Raw genomic sequence first — 23,858 nt, forward strand, 5'->3', positions numbered from 1 at the left:
GCCGATGACCGTTCTCGCACTCGATGTCGGTGGCACCAAACTCGCCGCCGGCGTGGTCACGCCCGACGGGCACGCGCTGTCGTTCGTGACCGCGCCGACCGGCATCGACGACGGTCCGGCGACAGTGGTCGACCGCCTGACCGAGCTTGGCCACGAGGCGTTGCGGTCCGCAGCTGCTCTGGGCAACAAAGCAGGTGTCACAGGCAATGATGTTGTTGCCTTGGGCATCGGCTGCGGCGGGCCACTCGATCCCGGTACCGGCACGATCCTCGGGCCGCCGGGACTGCCCGGCTGGTACGACGTACCGCTCGGGCCGTTGATGGCGGAGCGGTTCGGCCGGCCGGCGTACGTCGAGAACGACGCGAGTGCCGCCGCGCTCGGGGAGTACCGCTGGGGCGGGTGGAACGTGCGCAGTCTGGTCTATCTCACCGTCTCGACGGGCCTCGGTGGTGGCGTCATCCTCGATGGCGAGTTGTTCCGCGGCGCGGCCGGGCAAGGCGGCGAACTCGGTCACGTGGTGGTCGACTGGCAAGGACGTGAGTGCGGTTGTGGCGCGCGCGGGTGCGCGGAGGCCTACGTCTCCGGTACGGCGATCGCCCGCCGCGCCGAGGAAGCCCGGCAAGCGGATCCGGCGTCCTCGCTGGCCGGGTTGCCCGCGATCACGGCACGCGAGGTGGTCACTCATGCCCGGGCGGGTGATCGGTTGGCCCGGGCGATCTGGGACGAGACCACCGCGATCCTGGCTCGCACGGTCGCCGTACTCATCAACGTCTGGGAGCCGGAACTCGTGGTGCTCGGCGGCGGGGTGACCCGGGCCGGCGGCCATCTGCTCGACCCGGTCCGGGAAGGCGCGCTGCGGCAGGCGATGCTCCCGGCGGCCAAGGCCTGTGACGTGGCGTTGAGCGGCCATGGTGACACCGTCGGCGTCCTCGGCGCCGCCGCGATCGCCTTCCACCACCTTGAGCGGAGTGAGGGCGCGTGACGGAGTTGCACGTCGACCACATCCTCGTGCGGCAACTGGAGCGCCATCATGAGGTCACCACCGCGCTTCGCGACCAGCTCCCGGCCATCCAGGCCGTCGCGGACGAGCTGATCCGCCGGCTCGACGGCGGCGGAATCCTCTACACCTACGGCAACGGCGGCTCCGCCGCGGACGCGCAACACCTGGTCGGCGAGCTGATCGGCCGCTACCTGCGCGAACGACGCCCACTGCCCGCGGTGGCCCTGATCGGCGACGCTGCCGTGGTGAGCTGTATCGCGAACGACTACTCGTACGACGACGTATTCGCCCGCCAGGTTCGTGCGCTGGTCCGCCCGCAGGACATCGTCATTGGCTTCACCACTTCCGGCACCTCACCTACCGTGGTGAATGGCCTCGCGGCGGCGCGAACGAACGGCGCCTGCTCGGTGGCGTTCACCTCCAGCCGGGGCCAGGCGCTCGCGCGGTCCGCCGACCTGGCGGTGGTGGTTCCGGCGGAAGAGACCGCCCGCATTCAGGAGATGCACCTACTCGCGCTGCACTTGATCAGCGAACTGGTCGACCGTTGGGCGGCCGCAACCGATCCCCCACAGAGAGACAGCCCGCATCCATGAGCCGTGGACCCCTGCACATGATCGGCAATGCCCATATCGACGCCGTCTGGCTCTGGCAGTGGCAGGAGGGCTACCAAGAGGTCCGGGCCACCTTCCGGTCGGCGCTGGACCGGATGGACGAGTATCCGGACTACGTTTTCACCGCCGACTCGGTGGCCTACTTCAGCTGGATCGCCGAACACGATCCGGGCCTGTTCGACCGGATCCGCAAGCGGGTCGCGGAGAAGCGGTTCGAGATCGTCGGCGGCTGGTGGGTCGAACCCGACTGCAATCTGCCCGGCGGTGAGTCCTTCGCCCGGCACGCGTTGTACTCGCAGCGCTGGCTCGCGGAGAACCTGGGCACGATCGCAACCGTCGGCTGCAACGTTGATCCCTTCGGCCACAACGCGACGCTGCCGCAACTGCTGAAGAAGTCCCGCCTCGATTCGTACGCGTTCCTCCGCCCGCAGGCGCACGAACGGGAACTGCCCGCACCCCTGTTCTGGTGGGAATCCGCCGACGGCTCCCGCGTGCTGGCCTACCGGATCCCGCACGAGTATTGCTCGCCGGCCGGGGAGATCTCCGGCCATGTCACGAAGGCCCTGCAGCAGTTGCCGGTCACCACCGAACCGCTGATGGTGTTCTACGGCGTCGGCAATCACGGCGGCGGGCCGACGATCGAGAACATCGAGTCGATGAAGCAGCTGGCCGAGCGCGACCTGTTCCCCGAGATGTTCCCGTCCAGCGCCCGGCGGTTCTTCGACGAGGTCCGGGCCAATCCCGAGATCCCGGTCCACCGCACCGAACTGCAACCGCACGCCATCGGCTGTTACGCCGCCCACTCCGAGGTCAAACGCCAGAACCGGCTGGCCGAACAGCAACTGCTCGCCGCCGAGAAGTGGTGCACGATCGCCGGTTCCATCGGCGGCATGCCGGAGGCCACGGCCGAACTCGGGCATGCGTGGAAGCAGGTGCTGTTCAACCAGTTCCACGACATCGCGGCCGGTACGGCGATCGCGCCCGCCTACGAGGACGCGCGCGACCAGCTCGGCGAGGCCAAGTCGATCGCGGCGCGTCTGGCCAATCGCTCGATCCAGTCCATCGCCCGGCAGATCGACATCCCGGCCGAGGAACGCATGATGCCGGTGGCCGTGTTCAACCCGCATCCCTGGCCGGTCCGGGCCACGGTCGAACTCGAGCTCGGCTATCCGTACCCCCTGCGCGGTTCGATCGCCGTCTTCGAAGGCCTGCATGGACAGCGGTTGCAGGCCCAGGAGATCCGTTCGGCCGCCAGCTCGAACGGGCGTCGCCGGGTGGCCTTCGCCGCCTCGCTACCTCCGCTCGGATACCAGCTCTACACGATGCGACCGGGCGAGGGAACGTACCACCTGGGTCTGCCGGCCGAGCAGCACTTCCGGTTGGACAACGGCATCGTGTCGGCCGAGGTCGATCCGAAGACCGGCTGGCTGCGCGAACTGACCGGCCCGGACGGGACCAACCTGCTGCCGGCGAAGCGCCGCAACGCCGTACCGCACGCGCAGGTGATCGACGACGACACCGACACCTGGAGCCACGGCGTGCGTTCGCTGTGGCGGACATCCGACTCGTTCGAAGTCACCTCGGTACGGCGTACCTGGGACGGGCCCGTTCGCCAGGTCGTGCGGGTCGAATCGGCGTACGGGCGATCCACCCTGATCGAGGAGTTCGTCCTGGACGCGGGCGCTGCCGCCGTGGAGGTGCGGGTCACGCTCGACTGGCGCGAACAGCTGAAGGCCTTCAAGCTGTGTTTCCCCTTCGCGCTCGACGACGCGGAGGCCACTCACGAGATCCCGTACGGCCATCTCGTCCGCGAGACCAACCGGCAGGAGGTGCCGAGCCAGGCCTGGGTGGATGTATCGGGGCGGCAGGGCGGAGTGGCGGTGCTGAACGACGGGAAGTACTCGTTCGCGGTGGACGGCTCGGTGCCGGGACGGCCCGTCCTGGCGATGACCTGCGCCCGGTCGCCGGTTTACGCGTGGCACGATCCGCATCAGCTCACGGACGACGGCGTGTACGAGTACCTGGACCAGGGCATCCAGCGGTTCCGGTACCGCCTCCAACCGCATGCCGGGGATTGGCGCGCGGCCGGGGTGGTGCGGGCCGCCGCGGAACTGAACCAGCCGGTGACGCCGTTGATCGAGTGCTTCCACGACGGACCGCTCCCGGAGAGCGCGTCGTACTGCTCGGTGTCCGGGGATGGTGCGGACCAGGTGGTGGTGTCGGTGCTCAAGCACGACGAGGACGACACGGGCTCGGTGGTACTGCGCGCGTACGAGACGACGGGTGCACCGGCGAAGGTGAAGATCGCGGTGCCGTTCCTGGGCCGGGAGTTCCCGGTGCGGTTCGGCGCGGGTGAGATCAAGACCTTGCTGCTGCCGTCCGCCCCTGACGCCGTACCGGTCGAACTGGACCTGCTGGAGTGGATCCCTGGCACGCTTCCTGCCGGGGTCCGTCCCTGATTGGGTCTTTCGGCCTTGATCGGCCCCGGGGTTTCGGCCTTGATCGGCCCCGGGGTTTCGGCCTTGATCGGCCCCGGGGTTTCGGCCTTACGGCATGACGGCTTCGTGCCAGGGGCGGGCGGTACGACGTACCAGGTCGGCGATCTCGGTCAGGCGCTGGCGGCAAGGGCCGGCCAGCACCGGGCGGGGATCGTCGGCCTCGAGCGCGGGGGTCCAGAGCGCGCGGCCGGCCAACGTGCCCGAGGCGCCGCCCGCGCAGGCCAGCTCGACCGCCCGGGGGAAGTCGTCCCGGGCCACGCCGTTGGACAGGACCACCCAAGGTCCGCTGAGAGTCTCGGTCAATTGCTCACAGGTCTTCACGATCTCGGCCGGATCACCGATGCCACGGCTGGGCACCTGTGCCTTGTACAGATCGGGGCGCACCGGACCGAGCGACCACGCGGCCTCGACGATCGCGCTGTCCAGGTCGAAGTCGTCCTCACCCGGCGCGGGCTGAACCACCGGTTCCAGTACGGACAACAGCCCGGCCTCGGCACAACGCCAAACGAACTCCTCGGCCATTTCGAGCCGCCTGCGCTGTTGGTCGTCGCGCTTCCAGATGACCAGCAGCTTGAGCGCGACGTACCCGTCTTGGCGGGCTTGGCGCGGGTCGATCGACTCGTCCAGGTGGGTATCGGTGACACCGCCGCCGCGTTCCTGGGTCAGCTGGTCCACGGCCAGGATCCGCCCGATGCCCGGCGGCCGCAGCGCGTCGTACCCCTGGTCGATCAGGAAGCCCGAGGCCAGCGGCGCCAGCGTGTCCGCGACGGCCGCCTTGAACGCGGTGATCGATTCCGGCCCGTCGGCGCGACCGTGCTCGGCGAGCATCGTGCGCAGGCTCTCCCGCTGGTCCATCGCCACCATGGCGAAGGTGCCGTTCGGATAGGCCAGGACGTCCAGGCTGTACGGCATGCGGTGTTCGGCTCCTTGGGGCGAGGTGAGCTCTTTGTGGGTGGTTCTAGTCGGTGCCGGTGGTTCGGTGTGGTGGTTCTGCCGGTGGGAGTTCCGTCGGTGCGGGTGGTTCGGTAGCAAGCCTATGAAATCGATGCCAGTGACCGCCATCCCAGTGCGCGGCGACGGCGGGATCGACCGGTACCCGGACGCGCGGGTGCGTAGACCGCTCAGCGCCGGGTGGTTCGGCGCGGCGTTCTTCGGCGGCGCGTGGTTCGGGGCGGCGTAGTTCGGCGCCTGCGAGTTCGGCGGCGATCAGGGCGGCGCCGGCGGCGGCCGTGGTGGTGGCGACGAAGAACGGCCGCGGCGCCGAGGCCAGCGCCTTCCGCCGCATCCAGCCGTCGATCGCGGTCGGACCACCGAAGGCGACGGTCTCCCGCCAGTCGATGCCGAGCAACGCCGTCTGCGTCTCGGCCATCCACCGCGCGTGCATCGCGAGCCCGTCGATCAGCGCGCGGATCTCGACTTCCTCGTCGACCACTGGCCGCGTGGCGTCGTACCTGCTGCGAGGATCCGGCTCGGGCGCCTGCCTGCCAGCCGGATACGGCGCAACAAGCTCACCCGGCAAATCGTCCTGCAAGGCCCATGCCAGCCAGTCATACTCCTTGCCCTTGCTGAACGAGGCCAGGCGCTCCGCGACGAGTCCGCCCGCGGCGCCGTGGCCGGAGATGGCGCAGCCGTGGCGGCCGTCGACGTACCAGCCGGAGCTGATGCCTTGCCGACGGAGGCGCTCGTCCACGACCGGCTCGGCGCTCGGGGTGACGATGGCCTCCGAAGTACCCATCGAGTCGGCGACCTGACCTGGTTGGCGAACGCCCGCCGCCCACGCGGCAACCAGGTGATCATGCCCAGCGAGAACAACCGGCGTACCTTCGCGAAGTCCCGCGACGCCCGGCCGGACCCGGCCCGTGACCGTCATCGGATCAGCGATAACGGGGAGCTGATCCGGTCGGATTTTCGCGAATTCGAGCAACTCGGCATGCCAGGTTTTCGACCTCAGATCGAGTACGCCGAGTCGTTGCGCGTGCGTGAGGTGGGTCGCGTACGTCCCGGTCAACGCGTAAAGGATGAGGTCCGCCGCCCCCATCCAGCGAGCGCCGTTCATCCTGGCGCCAAGCCAACGCCACGTCACAATCGGCAACTTCGCGCTCAGCCGCAGCCCGGTACGAGCGAAAAACTCGGCGGCACCGACCTGCTCGGCCAACTCCTGGACCTGCTCAACGCCAGGCTGATCCCGCCAACTGATCAGCGGGGTAACGGCTCGCCCATCGGCATCAAACGCAGCCCCCGTCTCAGCCATCCCCGCAATCCCCACACCCTCAATCACGACCCCCGGCCGTGCCTCCCCCGCCCCCCGAGCACCCGCTCCACCCCTTCCCCCACAAGTCGCGCCCTCCCCACCCTCTCCCCGAACAGACGCCTCCGCACTCCCGCCACGAGTGGACGCGTCCGCACCACCTCCGCGAGTGGACCCGCCTGCACGCGTCCACTCGCGGGGAGGGGGTTCGGTGATCTCGCTGATGAGGCCGAGGACGCGGCTGACCAGCAGAGCCGGGTCGTTCGGTGTCGGGCAGGTCAGGGTGCGATCGCCGAGGGTGACCTTGGTGTTGGTGGTGCCGACGTCGATGCCGAGCCAGCCCACGTCACACGCTCAGCAGCCGGAGCGGCAGCGGCCCGTCCGCGAGAATCGCCTCGTGGAACTGCTTCAAGTCACCACCGGCGCCGGCCCGTAGCTGCTTCAAGTGCCAATGCCCCAAGTGGTACGCGAGTGCCTGGCCCGGATCGTCCACGGCGTACCGCAGGATCTCGGACTCAACCTCAACCGGCGACAGGAACCCCGCCCGCGCCAGGTAGTCCCCCGCCTGTTCGCGACTCCAGCCAAGGACATTCAGACCGGTATCGACCACCAGCCGGGCCGCGTGGAACCGCTCAGCCGACAACCGGCCGTAGTGGTCGATCGGATCCGGGTAGAGCCCGAGCTCCTTGCACAACCCGGCGGCGTATTCCGCCCAGCCCTCGTGGTACCCGGCGATGGCAAACGTCGGCAGCTCAAGTTGTTCCCGCCGCAGCGGATGCAACGCCTTGTTCTCCAGTTGGCGCCCGAGCTGCAAGTGATGCCCGGGCAGGCCCTCGTGGAACATCACACTCGCCGCCTGGATCAACGGCCTGTTCGCAAGATCGGAACCGTTGTAATGGTAGTACCCAACGCCGTCAGCACCCGGTGGTTCGTAATACCCGTACGTCAGACCACCCGCAAGCCCGTCATCCAGTTGACGAATCGCGAAAGGAGCCTCGGGCAACTTCTCAAACACCTCGTCCAGTACGCCGGAGAGCCGATCGAGGTGCGCCTGGTATCGCCGTTCCAGGTCGGCGGAATCCTTCGCGTACGAGGCGGGATCGTTCGCCAGCTGCCGCCGATAGGCCTCTTCGTCGGTAAGCTGCAGCTCTTGGGCAATTTGCCCGGTCAGGCGCTCCACCTCGGCGAGACCGATGCGGTGCACCTCTTCCGCCGTGAGGTCGAGCCCGGTGTGCAGGCGGATCAGGCCTTCGTAGGCGGCGGCGCCTCCGTCGTACTGGCCGATCCCTACGTCGCTGTTGTTGCTGTCAGCATCTTGTTGCAGGCCATCCAGGATCTTGTCGAAGGCCTTGATCTCCGGGGTTGCGGCCGCATAGGAACGCATGGTGTCGATGACGATGCCGCAGGCCCAGGAGGGGATCCGGATGCCGCGCGCGCGTTGTTCGTCGAGGTTGCGCGCTAGTTGCTCGACCACCTGAACGTAGTTGCCGGCGAGGTGCGGCAGATCGCTGCGGTAGAACCCCAGCTGCATGGAGTAGTACGGCGTTACGCCGAATCGGTACCAGTGACGATCTTCCTCGGCAACCTCTTGCTCAAGGTGGTCTTGCAGGAAGCCCGCCGCGATCCGGGTCTCGCGGTCCGCCGTGGCGAGGTCCACTTCCGACAGGTCCGCAAGGGCCTTCCGTGCTTGAGCGACGGCACTAGCGATCTCTTCGGGCGAGCCGACAGGGAGGTGTTCGACGGTACGGCCGAGGCGGTTCGCCGTCACCGGGTCGCGCTCTAGTGCACGCTCCCAGGCAGCATCCATCAGCCCGGTTACCCGCCTCGCCACTTCGTTGCCCTCGGCGTATTGATTATTGCCAGGGGCATCTGCGTCGTTGCCCTCGGCATGAGGATTGTTGCCCGGGGCGTGCATGTCAGATCTCCTTGCCGAAGGTGAGCCACCAGGGCTCGCGGACGTAACCCAGCTTGGCGTTCACGGCCAGCATCGGCAGATTGACCTCTGCACCACCGGTCCGGAACACCCTGCCACCCTCGGCGAACAACGTCCGGATCATCACCACTTTGATCGCGGCGGCAAGCCCTTGGCCACGCCATTCCGGATCAGTCGCAGTGATGAACGTGTCGACCTCGCGGCCTTTGAGCGTGCTGACGGTGATACCCAGCCAGCGGCCGTTCGCGATCGCCCCGAAGACCCGTTGCTCCCGCACCATCGCGGCGAACTCCGCCGCACTCTGCGTCTCATGCACCGTCGCGGGGGTCCGAGGGAAATCCCCAGCCGCCCGGACGTACATCTCGTAGGCAGCCTCCGCATCTCCCGGAGCCAGCTCGCGAATTTCCACCTCGGACGGGATCAACGCGTCGTACGCGCTCCAGTCGGGATCGTCCGGCAGCACCAGTTCCGCGCCCCAAGACCGCCAGCGAACGGTGTACCCGGCGCCCTCCAGGCGATCGGCCGCCACGTCGTCCTCGCGGACCACGCTCACCGCCAGGTTCATGCCGTCGGCCCGCGCCTGCTGTACGCCGTACTCGAGCAGGGAAATCCAGATGCCCGGGTCCTCCGCATCCACCTGGAGCCGTACGGCCCGGTCGAACCCGGCCGAGCGCAATTCCACCGATCCCCCGGCGCCCTCGAACCGCCGCCACCCCGCGCCGGCCGCAACCTCGCGGATCTCCCTGTGCATACCCGCACGCTACGGCGTCTCCACCCATTCCACCTCCCAATTCATACCCCGCCATGGGCGACCTGGACAGCTCGTCACAGGAGGTGATCCAGCCGCCGCCGACGGTTGCCATCCACCCACGCACGACGGTCGTGTCGCTTTGGCAGAGGTGAGGCGGCGAGGGCTCAGCCGTAGCCGAGTTCGTGCAGCCGGGCGTCATCGATGCCGAAGTGATGGGCGATCTCATGAACGACGGTGATGTTCACCTCATCGATCACATCCTCGACCGTGTCGCAGATCGCCAAGGTCGGATTGCGGAAGATCGTGATCCGATCCGGCAACACCCCGTCGTAGTACTGACCACGCTCGGTCAACGGAATGCCCTCGTAGATCCCGAGCAGATGCGGATCCTTCTCCGGCGCCTCGTCTTCGACAAAAATCGCCACGTTGTCGATCATCGCGGCCAGCTCCGGCGGCACCTGATCCAGCGCCTCCGCGACCAGCACCTCGAACTCCGGCCGGCTCATCTCGATCACCACCCCAGCCTAGGCCTCCCCCGGTAATCGGGCCCCTCCAGAACATCGCGCGCAGCGTCCTCCGAGTGGCCGCTTCCGCCTGTCGCAGGCGGTCCGTCCGAGCGCCAGGGATCTCGTTTTGGTGCTGGGCCGAGAATCCTCTAAGCTAACGGCTGTCCCTGATGCAGGAGCTTCGGCTCCCGCGGGTCCGAGTCCCCATCGTCTAGTGGCCTAGGACGCTGCCCTTTCAAGGCGGTAACGCGGGTTCGAATCCCGTTGGGGATACGCTCGGAAACGTGTGAATGTGCAAGGATGTACAAGCAGTAAGTGTGGTGAGAACGGCGCGAAAGATGGTGTACCATCGTCGCGCAGCCTGGCCCAGTAGCGCAGTTGGTTAGCGTGCCGCCCTGTCACGGCGGAGGTCGCGGGTTCGAGTCCCGTCTGGGTCGCCAGGAGAGTGGCGGCGGAGTGGAAACACACCGCCGCCATCATTTCTCTCCCGGTCAGGTAGCTCAGCTGGTAGAGCGTCCGCCTGAAAAGCGGAAGGTCGGCGGTTCGAGACCGCCCCTGACCACACTTCTGACCTGCGGTTTCTCCATCGGAGAACCGCCAACACATCGGTGAGTACCGCAACGTCCGCCGATTTTCTGCGGACGGTTGACCGTATATGCGCGTCGCGCATGACCTCCCGACGACGGGCAGTCAGCACTGACGTAGTGGCTTGCGGAAGGTGGCAGCGGTGGGCTTCCTGCAGGGGTTCGATCATGAGAACTGCGCGTCATCGTGGAGGATGACGATGCTGTGGCTTACGCGTACCTCCTGGACGAAGACGCAATAGTCAGCGACGTGTGGTTGTACGACTATGGCCCTGACCCGCTCGAACGACCATGACAGAACGGTGCCGAGATGCCGTTCCGCAACCCAGCGGAGCTCACATCAGGAGATGACATAGGCGAGCCTGTGGCGTCGAGCGCGGTGGGCGTCCGGTGGCGGCGGATGGACCTGGAATCAGAGCGGAGATCCGGCTTCGCGAACGGCCCATCGCCTGGCTTGAACCTGGTACCCGGCCGGGATGGTCCGCCCGGGTGACAAAAGTTGGGCCGCTGGCGAAGCGAGCCCTCGACCGCTCCTGAGACCGCAACAGCTACCCCACTCACGAATGGTTCTGTCGATAAGGAACCGCGCGCTTAGGCTGCTCACCCCGGGTGTTGCCTGACTCGGTGGCGGACGCTCGCTCATAGTCGGTGAGGATCCCGAACACCTTCGGAGCCTCATAGAGACGTGAGCGCCGCTGATTGCCGATTGGCTGAAGGATTCCGGCCTCGACATAGCTTTCCATGGCCGCGAACGCAGCGGATCTGCTCGCCCCGGTCAATTGCATGACGTCTTCTGCGGTGATCACTGGATGCCCGATCAACTCGGGAAGCAGACGTTCGGCCGCGCTGCCTTTGCGAGGGTTGAGTTTGGCTCGCCAATCCAATTCGAGATCCCCCAGACTTTTTTGCAGGGCGGCTGCGTCGGCGGTGGCTCGCCGGGTTGCAGTCAGGAACAGATCCAGCCAGTCACGGAGACCATCGAGCGCCGCTTGTCCGTCCGGGGGGCCTGTGTATCTGAAGCTGGACAGTCCGTCGACATATGCCGAGGCGCGAGTCGCGAGTGCAAGGCTGATCGGCGGGATGAAGTCCCTTGTCAGCCCTCGCCTCTTGAGGATGACATGGATGAGGGCACGACCGGTTCGGCCGTTCCCGTCCGCGAAGGGATGGATCGTCTCGAACTGCGCATGGGCCAATCCGGCCTGCACCGTGCCGGGTAAATCGTCGCGATTTACGAACGCGCACAGATCCTCGAGTAATGCTTCGACGTACTCCGGTGGCGGCGGCACGAAGGCCGCCTGGCAGGGATTGAAGTTGTTGCCACCGATCCAGTTCTGCTTGGTTCTGATCAGACCGGCGATCTCGGGTTGGTCCGAATGCTCCATGAGAGCCCGGTGGATGTCGAGAAGATCCTCTACCTCGACCCTCTCGGCCACTGCAACCGACTGCACCGCGTGGTTCATGGCTTTGACGTTGCCCAGAACGGCGTCGGCTGTCGCGTCTTTGTCCTGCACTCCGGCCGCCAACCTCGCTTCATGTCTGGCTAGCCGGCGGCTGTTGACCTGCAGGCCCTCGATCTTAGACGATGCGACGGCCTCAGCTCGCAGCAAGAACCGTGCCAGTTGCTCCAGGTGGTGCTCGCCGGGTCCGCCGAAGGCTGCCAGGGCGCGTTCGGCGTCGACGATGTCTGCCGCGAATTCAGCACTGAAATCCAGCCCGTGGGCGCTGAGCAGGTCAGGCACGTACGCTGTGTACTCACATGGACGCCTGTGTTTGCGCGGTCCGTAGGCGTCTGGATTGGCTTGCCAGACTGCGGTGATCTGCTGACTCAAACCTGGATCTCCTCGTCGTTAAGTCCAGGTTATCTATCTAACCTGGACTTACAGCGATACTAGTCCAGGTTAGATCCCCACCTGAGGACCTGTCGCGACGAGCGACCCGACAGTCAGGGCGCACAGAGAAGATCGCGCACTGCTCAACCGGGGCAGGTCCCTTGGATCAATCGCTCCTAGCACTGGACCGCAGCCGTTACCGCAACGAGTACCGCAACGGCCTGCGACCGCCAAGAGCACAGCCCCACGCCCAGCAGAAATGTAGGCGGCTTCAACATGGGCCGCTGTCGAACTGAAAAGCGGAAGGTCGGCGGTTCGAGACCGCCCCTGACCACACAGCACCCTCTCCGGCATACGGGGAGGGAATTTTTCTTTCCACGCGTGCGCACCGAGACCGTCGCGTCGCCGCACGAGGCCCAATCCGACGGTTTCGGGTCGTCGACTTCAGAGGCCCTCGGCGAACGCACTTCGGATGCTGTTCCCGTACTCATCGTCTGAGAGCGCGTCCAGGTACGTCTGCCCGAGTTCAAAGTGGTGACGAGCGTTGGCCATGTCAGCGAGGCGCCGGTAGTCCACGGCCAAGTTCAGATGAAGGGACGGCAGGAGGGCGTTCTTGCCGCCCGGATTGCCTCTTTCGATGGCTCGTTGGTCGGTGAGTTCATCCATGAACGCGAGCGCTCGGAGGTCCCACGCGAGTTCGTCTTCGGGGTCCTCCTGCACGTCAGCCAGCGAGTGAGCAAGGAAGACTTTGGCGAACGCATCGTCACCACCTTCGACATCAGCGACCAGGGGCTCCATCAGGGCCTTCGCTTCAGGCGAGCGGCCCTGTTCGCGCAGGGCAATTCCCTCGCGAATAGTCACGTACGCAGGTGACTCGGGCGGGGTAGTCATGCTCCTCCTCACGTACTCGAGTTGGGGTTTTGGAACGGCGTCAGCGTCCAGTTGGTTGCCTCGGCACGGTGTCACTGAGTGGGTGGGTCTATCCAGAGGCGGCGGGGGCCGGGGCCGGTGGTGGCTAGTTTGTCGTCGCGGTTGCGGAGGAGGCAGCGGTCCAGGGAGAGGCAGCCGCAGCCGATGCAGTCGGTGAGTTTGTCGCGGAGGCGGATGAGTTGGGCGATCCTCAGATCGAGGTCGGCCCGCCAGTTGGTGGAGAGGCGTTCCCAGTCCGCTTGGGTTGGTGGCTCATCCGCCGGCAGCTCGGCCAGGGCCAACCCGATCTCGCGTAAGGAAATGCCCACACGCTGGGCGACGCGGATGAAGGCGATCCGGCGCAGCGTATGCCGGGGAAATCGGCGTTGGTTGCCGCTGGTCCGGCGGCTCCGGATCAGGTCGCGCTCCTCGTAGAAGTGCAGCGCCGTGACAGTTACCCCGGCGCGCTTGGCCAGTTGGCCGATCGTGAGTTCGGCAGTCGGTTCGGGCATGGCACGAATATACGGGCTTGACCTCGACTTAACCTGAGGTTTGAGGATATCGGCATGACCACTGAACTGACCGAATCCCGGCTGGCGGGCCGACGGGAGTGGCTCGGCTTCGCCGTACTGCTGCTGCCGGCGCTGCTTGCCTCGCTTGAGCTGACCATCACCCATCTCGCGCTGCCCGCGATCGGCCGCGATCTCGGCGCGTCTAGTACGCAGCTGTTGTGGATCGTCGACGGGTACGCGTTCCTGCTCGCCGGCACGCTCGTGGTGATGGGCACGCTGGGCGACCGAATCGGAAGGCGACGGCTCCTGCTTGGTGGGGCGATCGCCTTCAGTCTGCTTTCCGTGATCGCGGCGTACGCGCCGAATCCGGAGGTCCTGGTCGCCGTACGGGCCCTGCTCGGCGTGGCCGGAGCCACCCTCATGCCGTCGGTCCTGGCGCTTACCGTCGCGATGTTCACCGAGCCACGTCAGCGCACGCAGGCGGTCGGCATCGTCGTCGCCGCCGTCTCGGCCGGTACGGCGATCGGGCCGCTCATCGGCGGCTGGCTGCTCGACAACTTCTGGTGGGGCTCGGCATTCCTGCTGCCGATTCCCCTGATGCTGGTGTTCGTTGTGTTTGGGCCGCTGACATTGCCTGAGCACAAGGCTTCCGTCGCGCGCAGGCTGGATATGCCGAGCGCAGCTCTCTCGATCGGCGCTGTGCTGGCCATCGTCTACGGGCTCAAGCACGTTGCCGCGGCTGGCCCGGGACTGACGTCGTACGTCGCAATCGTGGCGGGGCTGGTTTGCGCCACGATCTTCGTACGCCGCCAACGAGGGCTGGCCGATCCGATGATCGACTTGCGGCTCTTCGCGGGACGGGCGTTCACCACGGCAACGCTCGCACTCGTCTTCGGGATCTTCGTGCTCTGGGGAACGAACTATTCGGTTGCGCAGTACCTGCAACTGGTGGCCGGGCTTGATCCCCTGGCCGCCGGGCTCTGGACGGCGCCGCCTGCTCTCGGCGTGATCATCGGCTCACTCGGTGCGGGCCGGCTGGCACGGCGGGTGCCTGCTGGGCGGATCATCGGAGCCGGGATGCTGCTGTCCACCGCGGGTTTCGTGATGCTCGCTCAGGTCGAACCAGACACTCCGCTTGGTTTTCTCGTCGCCGCGACGTTCATCGTGTCCGCCGGGCTAGGACCGATGATGGCGCTGGCCACGGACATCGTGGTCGGCAGTGCTCCGTCCGAACGAGCCGGCGCGGCGTCGGCGATCGCCTCGACCGCTCCGCAACTGGGCGGCGGGCTGGGCATCGCGATCCTGGGCAGCATCCTGACCGCGGGTTACCGCGCGGAGATGGACGGCGTTACCGGACCATCCGGCGATACGCTGACCGGCGCGGTCTCGGCCGCCGCGACTCTCCCGCCTGGAGAAGCCGCGACTCTCTTGGAAACGGCCCGCTCCGCCTTTGCCAACGGCTTCGGCATCAGCGCGTTGGTTGCAGCTGTGCTGACGGCGTTGACCGCTGCGGCCGTCCTGGCTGTTCTCGGCCGCCGGTGAACTATTCGCCCGTGACTCCGTCGATGCGCTCGCGGAGCAAGTCGGCGTGGCCGGATTGCCTTGCGGGGTGGCGACGGTTAACGGAAGGCGCCGGGTGCGACGAACGAGCGCTGGGATCTCCCGACCGCTGCCGCGTTGTGGCTGGCGTAGGTCAGATAGGCCAGCGGCACTGTGCTCAGACCGAAAAGGAGCGTCGTAAGCATTGAAACGGCTAGAGGCAGTGGCGACGACGCCTGCAGCTGAATCATGAACGGCCAGAACCCGCCGAACCCCATTCCGAACTGGGCCGCCAACTGGGCGATATCCCTTAGATTGCGCGCACGCTCGGCCTCTTCCCACCGGAGCTGACTCTCGGAGGTCGCGAGAGATGGCAGCAGCAAGGCGGCACGCGCCAGCAGGCCGACCATCAGCAGGAAGACCATCTGGAGCAGCGACACCGCGAAAAGCAACCACGCCAAACCCTGGTCACCCGCATCAAGCAGGACTATTGCCAGCAAGGCCGGCCACACAGCAAGGCCGGCCGGGACAACGGAGGTGATGATCTCCATCGGCGTGAGGTAGTCCGCGAAACGGCGCGGCCGGAGTTGAGCGGCCCGAGCCGTCACCAGGCTGCGTCGGCGGCGAACCTCGCGAAGCTGACCGAGCCAGATGCTGAGGAGCAGCCCCAGCCAGCTGACCGCGAGCGCCGCTTGCAACCTCATGCTGGACTCGAAGATGCCCCGCTGCTCACTCAGCAGAAGCGGCAGCGTGAGGACCAGCCCGGCGAGGGCGAGCCCACCAAGTGCGCTGTACAGCCGGGTACTGAGTCGGCGTCGCTCTTGGCGTAGCGCCTCGTGGTACGACGCCTGGTCTGGAGGCAGCCAAGACAGTCGGACGTATCGCGCCACTTCGGAAGCGGCGGTCCGGTCTCGCCTCACCCAGCCAACGGCCAAGATGAGGCTGATCCCTGCGAGGGCGACGGCTGAGAAACCGACGGCGAAGTCTGCTTCGGTGACCAGTGGCTGCGTAAGTAGTTCGACTCCCGGCAAGGCAGCCCCTCTCGTTGTGGCAGATCATATTGCTACAAAGTGGCGGGCGTCAGGCGCGCGCAGTTGGGGTTAGCGGCCGAAGAGGCGGGCTAGCAGGCCCGGGGATTTGGCGTGCCCCGGGCACCACTGGTCGGCCGGAACCGCCTGTTTGACCTGGGCTACGTGCTGGCCGCAGCCGGCCCAGGTGGTCTTACCGCATTGACGGCACTTCACTGCTCGGCACATGTGGGGATCCCTCGACGTCGGTGCTGTGAGTATGCCCGGCGACCGACGCGAGAGCCGCCTCAACCGAAGCAGGACTCGCTGCCACGAGCGGCAACCGGACCGCCGGAGTCGGGATCAGCCCTTCGGCGTACAAAACGGCCTTGATAACCGTCGGGTTGGGTTCAGCGAAAAGCCTTGCGGACATGGCAGCCAGACGATGACCAAGGGCCCTGGCACGGGCAACGTCGCCGGATCGCCATGCGTTGATCAGCGCCACGAAATCGGACGTCGCCAGGTGCGCGGAGGCCAGGATCGCGCCGGATGCGCCGAGCGCGAGCAACGGCGAGACGACCACGTCATCCCCGCCCATGATGGCGAATCCGGGGCGTGGGTCGGCCAGCAGTTCGATGGTGTCGGCGTCGATCCCGCCCGCGGCGTACTTGAACGCAATGACACCCGGGATGCCAGCCAGGCGGCGCAAGCAAGCGGGCGACAAGGCCTGCCCGGTGCGATAAGGGATGTGGTAGATCACCAGTGGCACAGGGCTGATCGATGCCAGGTGGGTGAAGTACGCGACCACGCCATCCTCACCCGGGCGTACGAACGCCGGCACCGGGATCTGCGCCGCGACCACCTCCGGGCGATCACGCAGTTCCGCCAATCCCTGCGGGCTTTCCGCGCCAACCACCAGTTGCGCGCCGCGCGAACCGCAGACCCGCGCGATCACGTCGAGTACGGCGTGCCGCTCGGGCGCGGAAAGCACCGTCGGCTCCGCGGTGGTTCCAAGCGCGACCAGACCAGTCGCACCCGCGTCGAGCAGGCGATGCGCGAGGGCCTCCAGCGCGTCGAGCGCCACGGTGCCGTCGGAATCGAACGGCGTGATCAAAGGGACGTACAACCCGGAAAGCGTCATGCAGCCACCCTCAACCGGCAGACCCGGAAGTTCCAGTTCAGCTTTGTACGGCAACACGTAAGCTGAACTGATGCTGGATGTACGACGTCTCCGCCTCCTGCGCGATCTCGCCCAACTCGGCACGATCGCCGCCGTGGCGAAGGCGCATACCTATACGCCGTCGGCGGTTTCGCAGCAGTTGGCCGTGCTCGAACGCGAAGCGGGTGTGCCACTGCTGGAACGTACCGGCCGCCGGGTGGTCCTCACTCCCGCGGGCGTCGTGTTGGTCCGGCATGCGGAAACCGTGCTGGCCGCGCTCGAAAGTGCCGACGCCGCCTTGGCCGACGCTCGCGGCGAGTTGTCCGGTCCGTTGCGGATCGGCGCGTTCCCGACCGCCGTACGGACGTTGCTCCCAGCGGCGCTGGTCGCGCTCGGGCGGGACCATCCCGCACTCGAGTTGATGGTGGCCGAGCTCGATCCGGTCGCCGTGCCGGAGGCGTTGCGCGAACGACGGCTCGACGTGGCGCTGGTTCACGACTACGACATCATGCCCGTGGAACCGGACCGGACCGTCGACGCGGTTCCCCTGCTGGACGAAACCGTCTTCCTGGCAACGCGTTCCACCGGCAGTGACGACGACCCGATCGGAACCACCCGGAACGCCGACTGGATCGTCGGTACGCCTGGAACGGTCTGCCACGCCGTAACCCTGCAGGTGTGTCGAGCAGCCGGGTTCAGCCCACGCGTTCGGCACCACGCGGACGACTTCGACGCCGTACTAGCGCTTGTAGCCGCTGGCCAGGGCGTATCGCTCGTACCGCAACTAGCAACGGCTCAAGCCCCTCCCGGCGTGCACCTGATCCCACTGGCCACTAGGCGCCATACGAAGATCGCCTACCGGCAAGGTGCTTCCAGCCATCCTGCGATCGCCGCCTTCGTTCTAGCGGTTCAGGCCGCGACTGCGACGTACCTGGCGCACTAGCGTTCTGCTGTCAGCAGGAGGGCTTTGACCCGGCCTAACCGCACGGCAGGGTGGGGGCATGAGACTGCTGATGCTAGGCGGTACGGCGTTCGTGGGCCGGGCCGTTGTCGAAGACGCGCTAGCCCGCGGGTGGGACGTCACTGTACTCAACCGAGGTACCACCGACCCGAACCCGCCAAAGGGTGTAACCGCACTAGTCGGCGATCGAACCACCGACGAAGGCCTAGGCGCCTTGAAGGATGGCCAGTGGGACATAGTCGTCGACGCCTGGTCCCAGAGTCCTAGAGCGGTTGACGCGAGTACGCGGCTCCTAGCCGATCGCGCCGGGTTCTACGCGTACGTGTCGACCCGAGGGGTGTACGAATGGCCGCCGCCTTCCGGAGCCGCTGAGGACTTCCCGCTGGTAGAGGCCGATCCGACCGACGGGGACGTCGACTACGGCCGGGCCAAGCGCGGCGGGGAGATCGCGGTGGAACGGGCCTTCGGTGATCGAGGCCTGCTGGTCCGGGCCGGGCTCATCCTCGGGCCCTGGGAGAACGTCGACCGGTTGCCCTGGTGGTTGCGCCGCATCACCAAGGGCGGTCCCGTACTGGCACCGGGCCCGCGCGACCTCGGCATCCAGTACATCGACGCCCGGGATCTCGCCGCCTGGACGCTGGATCAGGCCGTGCGTGGACAAGGCGGCGCGTACAACGTGGTCAGCCCACCGGCGTACACGACCATTGGCGAGATCCTCGAGACCTGCGTCGAGGTGACGGGATCGGACGCGGAGCTGCGCTGGACTGAACCCGATGTAATCCTTGCCGCAGGCATCGAGGGCTGGGCCCAGCTACCGATCTGGGTCGAACCCGGACCCAGCTACGACGCGCTGCACAACGCGGATGTCTCGAAGGCGTTGGCCGCCGGCCTGACGATTCGGCCGGTGGCGGAGACGATTCGCGACACCTGGGCGTGGATGCAAGGGCCCACCGGACAGCCGGCCCGGACGGTTCGATCGGCGACCGGGCTGGATCCCGAGGTCGAGGCGCGGGTGCTGTTGTCGTCTTAACGATCATTTGACCCCACGCGGACGCGCGATATGGCACCGTTGTCGGGACACGGCCCGTCCTCCTTGAGCCCACCTCCCCCCGGGGCCCGAGGACGGGCCGTTCCCTTTGCCTTCCGGGCCCACTTCGCGCCGTGGCGGTCGCTTCGGGAACCCGACGGGAAACCACCTGGACATGGGTCGGCCCCGAACGCTGTTGCCTCAACGCCGGGGCCTGGAGAGAGCAACGCTCGAGCGGACACCCTCTCCTGTGCGGACAGGTGCCCGTTGGCTACGTCATTCATGCACTGAACCGCGAGTAGTCCACCTGGCATTCCGGTACTAACCAGTGTCGTTGCGCCAACCGAAGGCAACGTTGCCAACGACAGGACGTCAGCGGGCCAGTTGAGCGCGGAGTTCGTCGACCGCGGCGAGATCGGCGTCCGCGCCGGTGAGATCGAGCGCATCGATGGCAGCGAGGGTCTCCAGCGCCCGGACTGAATCACCGGCGCGATGGTGGAGCTCGGCCAGATAAACGAGTACGGGCAGGCGCTCGGCCGCGGAGGCGTCCAGATGGCGAGTCAGGCCCGCCTCCAACACGGTGATGGCCGCTGGAACGTTGCCCCGCGCGTCACCTTGGCGGGCCGCATTGAGCAGCACCCGGTCGAGCCGCCCGGCCGGAGCCTCGTTCTCCTCGGTCTCACCCGCGGAGGTGACCCGCAGCCAGTTGCCACCGGGATCGACGACCGAGAAGCCGCCGGTGGTGCCCTGCTTGCGGCGCGGCCGGGTGATCCGCGGCAACCCGCTCATCGGCAGTTTGCCGTACGCCGCGCGCAACCCAGCGGCGAATTCGTCGTACAGGGCGCCGATATCGGGCACGACCACGAGCACGTTGCCGAGCGAGCTCTCCGGATCGAACTCGGCTATGCCGGCGAAATGCAGGTCGATACCGCCGCGCCGCAGGCAGAGATACGGATTCGGGCGAGCCTGGCGATAGGTGACGGTGAAACCGAGGGCCGTATAGAAGGGCACCACGTCGTCGAGATCGCGGCAGGGCAGGATCGGGATCGTTCGCTCACTGACTGAACTCACGCTAAACAGCGTACAGTGTCCGAAGTTTCTCGGCGTCGGCTTTACTCGCTGCCCTGAATGCCTGGGGCAACGGCCTGAGGGCTTTAACCTCGGCTTAGCGTTCGGCGGGTGTGGGCTTGAGGGGCGGCGCGACATCGTCATGGGTGTCAGGAGATGCACCGAACAAGGAGAAGACCATGACGAAGCGCAGCAAGCTCGCCCTCGCCGGAATCAGCACGATGGCGGTGGCCGGCCTGACGCTGGGCCTGGCCACCCCGGCACTCGGCCGGGCCCTGGACAACGGCGCCTCGCCCTCGGCCATCACCACCAGTTCCCCGTCGCCCAGCCCCGCCAGCTCCCCCAGCCCGTCGGCCAATCCGTCGGCCAGTCCGTCGGTCGATGACGACAGCCTGGCGGAGCGTAAGGCCGAGCAGGAACTGGCGGCCTGCGAGCTCAAGTACGGCGACGACGCCCGCGAGTGCGCCGCCCTGGACGCGGCGGAGGAACGCGCCGACCGGGCCAACGACCAGGCGAACGGCCGGCACAACTCCGACGACAACAACGACCGCGCAGAAGCCTCGGACGACAGCGACGACAGCGACGACGGCGACCGGGATGACCGGGACGAGGCCGGCGATGCCCGCGATGGCCAGGTGGCGCCGGGCGATGACAACGACGGCCGGGTCGATCGCGATGACCGGACCGAGGCCGGCGACGACCGCGACGTGAATGGCGTCGAGCGCGACGACGACAGCCGGGCCGAGCGTCAGGCCGAGGCCGCGGAAGACCAGTGCGAGGCCAAGTACGGCGATGACGCCCGCGAGTGCGAGGCCCTCGACGCCGCCGAGGACCGCGCCGACCGCTGACCCTCCCCCAGAAGCAGGCCCGGCCGAGGCTCCCTCACCTCGCCCGGGCCTCTTCTCATGCGTTCATTCGTCGGAATACGGCCGGTATCTAAGCCGCATCCCGTCGAATGAACACAAACCCCTGCTGACCGGACTTCTGCGGGCCCGGAAGCCGGATGCGGGACGGGGTCAGGAAAGGGGTGGGCCGAGGGTGAGGGTTAGCTGGGCGCCGCCCAAGGGGGAACGACCTGGGGTGAGGTGGCCGCCGGAGGATTCGGCGGCTCGGCGGGCGATGTCGAGGCCTAGGCCGGTTGAGCCCGCTCCGCTTTCGCCGCGCGCGACCAGGTCCGCGTCGGGCAGACCCGGGCCGCCGTCGCCGACCACCAGGCGGCAACCACTACCTGGTTCGGGCGTCACGCTGATGGCGATCGGCGCTCCATCCGGAGTGTGCGCGAAGACGTTGCCGAGCAGGGCGTCGACCGCCGAGTCGAGTTCGGCCTTGGCCAGGCGGACCGGGATCGGCCCGGCCGGCAGGTCGATCGTCAGCTCGCGGTCCTGGTCATCGGCCAGCACCTTCCAGAACTCGGCCCGGGCCCGGACCGCCGCGACCGCCTCGCATTCGACCGAGACGGCCTCGCGCATCGGTAGCCGGGCGGCGGCGATCACGTCGTCGACCACTCGGCGCAGCTCTTCCGCGGTGGCGCCGAGGCCGGCTCGTTCTTCCGGGTCGCGCAATGAACCAGCCTCCAGGCGCAAGGCCGTGAGCGGAGTACGAAGGCGGTGCGAGATATCCGCGACTCGCTCGCGTTCGGCGACCAGCAGCTCGTTGATCCGCGCGGCCAACCGGTCGAGCGCGCCACCTACTTCACGGAGTTCGCGCGGGCCCGTCACTTCCGCGCGAGCGGTCAGATCCCCTGCCTCCAAACGGGAGGCGGTGTCCGCGAGTCGCCGTACGGGCCTCAATAGAGAGGTGGCAAGGCGGTCCGCGACGAGGATTGCCACGGCCAGGAGGACCAGACCGAGCCCGGCGAGGATCAGCCAGACTTGCCGGACTCCCGCGGTCAGTCCGGAGGTCGGGACGAACACGCGGATGACCGTCGCCTGGGGCGCGCCGACTGCCACACCGACGTACAGCTCGATGCCGTTGTCTGTTTTATAGGAGAAGGATCGCGGCTGCTGGGCGAGCGTCACCCGCTCTGTCGGCGGGACCTGCGAGCCGAGGATCGTGCCGTCCGGCAGGTAGATCGACACCGGCCGCTCAGGCGAGTCGGCGTCGATGGCCAGTGTCATCGTTTCGAGCTGCCCGGGAGTCGCCGTACCGGTGATGGCGACGAGTGGCTCGATCTGCTGGCGCGCGGCCGAGATGGCCCGGTCGGCCGCGACCTGACGGATCACGAGTGCCAGTGGGACCAGGAACGCCACCAGCACCAGCGTGGTCGTCGCCGCCACCAGAACGAGGATCTGCCGTCTCATGGCGCTAGCAGCTTCACACCGACACCGCGCACTGTATGGAGGTACCGCGGCTCTTGTGCGGATTCGCCGAGCTTGCGCCGTAGCCAGGACAGGTGGACGTCGACGGTCTTGTCGGAACCACCGTACGGCTGGCGCCAGACCTCGGTCAGCAGCTCCTTCTTGGTAACCACCTCGCCCGCCCTGGCCGCCAAGAACGCCAGCAAGTCGAACTCCTTCGGCGTCAGATCCACCGGTACGCCGTCCAGCTCGACCGTACGGCCCCGCGGCCGGATCACCAGGCGGCCCACCTCGACCGGGGTCTCCGCCACCTCCGTATCGGCGGCCCGGCGCAGTACCGCCCGAATCCGCGCGTCCAGCTGAATCGCGCTGTACGGCTTGACCACGTAATCGTCGGCGCCCGCGTCCAGCGCCGCCACCATCGAGGGGTCGTCATCGCGGGCGGTCGCGACGATCACCGGAACCCGGCTGACCGCGCGCAACATCCGCAACAACTCGCTGCCGTCGAGGTCGGGCAGGCCCAGATCGAGTACGACGAGATCGGGCCGGCCGTCGATGGCCTGCTGCAGGCCCGCCATGGCCGTCGGCGCGGAACTCACCGCGTGGCCGAGATCGGTCAGCGCCCGGAGCAGCGCCGTACGGATCCGTGCGTCGTCCTCGATAACCAGTAGCTGCGCCACCCGCCCAACGTAACCGGGCGATCACCCGAGCGGGCGGCAGACGCGACGTCCCGGCCCAGGCTTGGCCTTGTCTTAGCCTCCGCTTAGCGCGGGAGGCGGCAGACTGGCGACCATGCGACGACCTCTGCTGCTGGTGGGTTTCTGGACGGTGGCGGTACTGGCTGCCACCGGAATCGGCCTGCTCGCCGTCTCATTCGCCGGCCCAGGCCTGCCCGGCGCGGGCGCAAGTGGCGACAAGCCGCTGACGGGTCCCGAGGTGAGCAAGGCCCTCGCGACCCGGACCACACCTGCCCCGACCAGCCCCGGCCCGTCCACCCCTGGCCCGTCCACTGGCCGGCCGTCGTCGCCATCGGCCGTCCCGGCCAAGGCCGTGCCTTTCCAGCACCTGGGCAACTCGGTGCTCGCCTACTGCACGAACGACCAGGCCGGTCTTCAGAGCTGGGCGCCGGCGGCAGGCTGGCAGGTCGACGACGACGTACGGCGCGGACCCGCCGCCGAGGTGGAGGTCGAGTTCGAAGGACCGGCCTCGGACGTCAAGGTCCGGGTCAAATGCCGCGGCGGCCAGCCGGTGTTCACGCCCGAGGTCCGCGCCGACGATTCGGACGACTGAAGCGCGCCGCGAAGCTGTAACCGGCTCTGAACGCAGAGTTATCCACAGGCGCGGATCACGCACAGCGGCTGACTGCGCAGCTAGTTCGGCTGCCGCGTCAGCCAGGTCGACGGACACGCTTTGTGGCCG

The 23,858-nt window shown here is 67.4% G+C and carries 21 protein-coding genes, 3 tRNA genes and 1 pseudogene; 11 read left to right on the forward strand and 14 right to left on the reverse strand.

Going from position 1 to position 23,858, the window contains the following annotated elements; genetic code table 11:
* The first annotated feature begins 4 nt into the window (after positions 1–4).
* Genes ACFFGN_RS25900 through ACFFGN_RS25910 form a run of 3 tightly spaced genes read left to right on the forward strand, consistent with a single transcriptional unit; the run spans position 5 to position 4,070 of the window.
* Entirely contained in the window at positions 5–982 is a 978-nt protein-coding gene (locus ACFFGN_RS25900; RefSeq protein ID WP_380052429.1) for an ROK family protein, read from the forward strand.
* Positions 979–1,593 (forward strand): D-sedoheptulose-7-phosphate isomerase, encoded by a 615-nt coding sequence (locus ACFFGN_RS25905; protein ID WP_380052431.1) that lies wholly within the window; start codon positions 979–981, stop codon positions 1,591–1,593. The genes ACFFGN_RS25900 and ACFFGN_RS25905 overlap by 4 nt, the downstream gene beginning before the upstream one ends.
* Positions 1,590–4,070, forward strand: coding sequence for an alpha-mannosidase (locus tag ACFFGN_RS25910; protein WP_380052433.1), 2,481 nt, complete (start codon positions 1,590–1,592; stop codon positions 4,068–4,070). Before ACFFGN_RS25905 ends, ACFFGN_RS25910 begins: the two co-directional genes overlap by 4 nt.
* An 87-nt stretch (positions 4,071–4,157) precedes the next feature.
* Here the strand turns inward: ACFFGN_RS25910 and ACFFGN_RS25915 are convergent, their stop codons facing one another.
* The 5 genes from ACFFGN_RS25915 to ACFFGN_RS25935 all read right to left on the reverse strand — a co-directional run bounded on the left by ACFFGN_RS25915 (position 4,158) and on the right by ACFFGN_RS25935 (position 9,547).
* Positions 4,158–5,021 (reverse strand): hypothetical protein, encoded by an 864-nt coding sequence (locus ACFFGN_RS25915; protein WP_380052435.1) that lies wholly within the window; start codon positions 5,019–5,021, stop codon positions 4,158–4,160.
* A gap of 46 nt (positions 5,022–5,067) precedes the next feature.
* The gene (locus ACFFGN_RS25920) at positions 5,068–6,702 is read right to left on the reverse strand and encodes an FGGY-family carbohydrate kinase (protein WP_380052437.1); all 1,635 of its coding nucleotides are present in this window, start codon (positions 6,700–6,702) and stop codon (positions 5,068–5,070) included.
* A gap of 1 nt (position 6,703) precedes the next feature.
* Positions 6,704–8,272, reverse strand: a complete 1,569-nt coding sequence (locus ACFFGN_RS25925; protein WP_380052439.1) for a DUF885 domain-containing protein — start codon at positions 8,270–8,272, stop codon at positions 6,704–6,706.
* A gap of 1 nt (position 8,273) precedes the next feature.
* Entirely contained in the window at positions 8,274–9,041 is a 768-nt protein-coding gene (locus ACFFGN_RS25930) for a GNAT family N-acetyltransferase (RefSeq protein ID WP_380052441.1), read from the reverse strand.
* 164 nt (positions 9,042–9,205) lie between these two features.
* Entirely contained in the window at positions 9,206–9,547 is a 342-nt protein-coding gene (locus tag ACFFGN_RS25935) for a metallopeptidase family protein (protein WP_380052758.1), read from the reverse strand.
* 200 nt (positions 9,548–9,747) lie between these two features.
* On the opposite strand from ACFFGN_RS25935, the gene ACFFGN_RS25940 reads away from it, so the two are divergent.
* The 3 genes from ACFFGN_RS25940 to ACFFGN_RS25950 all read left to right on the forward strand — a co-directional run bounded on the left by ACFFGN_RS25940 (position 9,748) and on the right by ACFFGN_RS25950 (position 10,109).
* Positions 9,748–9,820, forward strand: a tRNA-Glu gene (locus tag ACFFGN_RS25940).
* Between the two features lie 90 nt (positions 9,821–9,910).
* Positions 9,911–9,987 (forward strand) — tRNA-Asp (locus ACFFGN_RS25945).
* Positions 9,988–10,036: 49 nt separating this feature from the next.
* Positions 10,037–10,109 (forward strand) — tRNA-Phe (locus tag ACFFGN_RS25950).
* 579 nt (positions 10,110–10,688) lie between these two features.
* Here the strand turns inward: ACFFGN_RS25950 and ACFFGN_RS25955 are convergent.
* The 3 genes from ACFFGN_RS25955 to soxR all read right to left on the reverse strand — a co-directional run bounded on the left by ACFFGN_RS25955 (position 10,689) and on the right by soxR (position 13,381).
* Complete coding sequence (locus tag ACFFGN_RS25955; protein WP_380052443.1) at positions 10,689–11,870, reverse strand: Fic family protein; 1,182 nt, start codon at positions 11,868–11,870, stop codon at positions 10,689–10,691.
* Between the two features lie 534 nt (positions 11,871–12,404).
* Entirely contained in the window at positions 12,405–12,821 is a 417-nt protein-coding gene (locus ACFFGN_RS25960) for a hypothetical protein (RefSeq protein WP_380052445.1), read from the reverse strand.
* A 101-nt stretch (positions 12,822–12,922) separates the two neighbouring features.
* Entirely contained in the window at positions 12,923–13,381 is a 459-nt protein-coding gene (soxR, locus tag ACFFGN_RS25965; RefSeq protein WP_380052447.1) for a redox-sensitive transcriptional activator SoxR, read from the reverse strand.
* Positions 13,382–13,435: 54 nt separating this feature from the next.
* Here soxR and ACFFGN_RS25970 point away from each other — a divergent pair, with 54 nt between their 5' ends.
* Positions 13,436–14,923 (forward strand): MFS transporter, encoded by a 1,488-nt coding sequence (locus ACFFGN_RS25970; protein ID WP_380052451.1) that lies wholly within the window; start codon positions 13,436–13,438, stop codon positions 14,921–14,923.
* Between the two features lie 77 nt (positions 14,924–15,000).
* Here ACFFGN_RS25970 and ACFFGN_RS25975 read toward each other — a convergent pair whose 3' ends face one another.
* The 3 genes and pseudogenes from ACFFGN_RS25975 to ACFFGN_RS25980 form a co-directional block, all read right to left on the reverse strand.
* A complete protein-coding gene (locus ACFFGN_RS25975) occupies positions 15,001–15,810 on the reverse strand; it encodes a hypothetical protein (RefSeq protein WP_380052453.1) in 810 nt (269 codons plus the stop codon).
* Positions 15,811–16,065: 255 nt separating this feature from the next.
* A pseudogene (locus ACFFGN_RS36105) lies at positions 16,066–16,176 on the reverse strand (DUF8730 family Cys-rich protein); the annotation flags it as partial.
* A complete protein-coding gene (locus tag ACFFGN_RS25980; RefSeq protein ID WP_380052455.1) occupies positions 16,142–17,068 on the reverse strand; it encodes a dihydrodipicolinate synthase family protein in 927 nt (308 codons plus the stop codon). The gene ACFFGN_RS25980 and the pseudogene ACFFGN_RS36105, both read right to left, overlap by 35 nt.
* A gap of 70 nt (positions 17,069–17,138) precedes the next feature.
* Between ACFFGN_RS25980 and ACFFGN_RS25985 the strand changes: the two genes are divergently transcribed.
* Together ACFFGN_RS25985 and ACFFGN_RS25990 are read left to right on the forward strand one after the other, a co-directional pair.
* Positions 17,139–18,029, forward strand: coding sequence for a LysR family transcriptional regulator (locus ACFFGN_RS25985; protein WP_380052457.1), 891 nt, complete (start codon positions 17,139–17,141; stop codon positions 18,027–18,029).
* Positions 18,030–18,087: 58 nt separating this feature from the next.
* On the forward strand, positions 18,088–19,077 hold the full coding sequence (locus ACFFGN_RS25990) for an NAD-dependent epimerase/dehydratase family protein (RefSeq protein WP_380052459.1): 990 nt from the start codon (positions 18,088–18,090) through the stop codon (positions 19,075–19,077).
* Positions 19,078–19,446: 369 nt separating this feature from the next.
* On the opposite strand, the gene ACFFGN_RS25995 is transcribed toward ACFFGN_RS25990, so the two are convergent.
* Positions 19,447–20,145, reverse strand: coding sequence for a bleomycin resistance protein (locus tag ACFFGN_RS25995; RefSeq protein WP_380052461.1), 699 nt, complete (start codon positions 20,143–20,145; stop codon positions 19,447–19,449).
* Between the two features lie 176 nt (positions 20,146–20,321).
* Between ACFFGN_RS25995 and ACFFGN_RS26000 the strand changes: the two genes are divergently transcribed.
* Positions 20,322–20,990 carry a hypothetical protein gene (locus tag ACFFGN_RS26000; RefSeq protein ID WP_380052463.1) on the forward strand — a complete coding sequence of 223 codons (669 nt, stop codon included), beginning with the start codon at positions 20,322–20,324 and terminating at the stop codon, positions 20,988–20,990.
* Between the two features lie 168 nt (positions 20,991–21,158).
* Here ACFFGN_RS26000 and ACFFGN_RS26005 read toward each other — a convergent pair whose 3' ends face one another.
* Both ACFFGN_RS26005 and ACFFGN_RS26010 read right to left on the reverse strand, forming a co-directional pair.
* Positions 21,159–22,442, reverse strand: a complete 1,284-nt coding sequence (locus ACFFGN_RS26005; RefSeq protein WP_380052465.1) for a HAMP domain-containing sensor histidine kinase — start codon at positions 22,440–22,442, stop codon at positions 21,159–21,161.
* Positions 22,439–23,119, reverse strand: coding sequence for a response regulator transcription factor (locus ACFFGN_RS26010; RefSeq protein WP_380052467.1), 681 nt, complete (start codon positions 23,117–23,119; stop codon positions 22,439–22,441). The genes ACFFGN_RS26005 and ACFFGN_RS26010 overlap by 4 nt, the downstream gene beginning before the upstream one ends.
* Positions 23,120–23,231: 112 nt before the next feature.
* Here ACFFGN_RS26010 and ACFFGN_RS26015 point away from each other — a divergent pair, with 112 nt between their 5' ends.
* Entirely contained in the window at positions 23,232–23,729 is a 498-nt protein-coding gene (locus tag ACFFGN_RS26015) for a hypothetical protein (RefSeq protein ID WP_380052469.1), read from the forward strand.
* Positions 23,730–23,858: the final 129 nt, after the last annotated feature.

This window comes from Kribbella deserti (assembly GCF_042434725.1).
Classification (GTDB): domain Bacteria; phylum Actinomycetota; class Actinomycetes; order Propionibacteriales; family Kribbellaceae; genus Kribbella; species Kribbella deserti.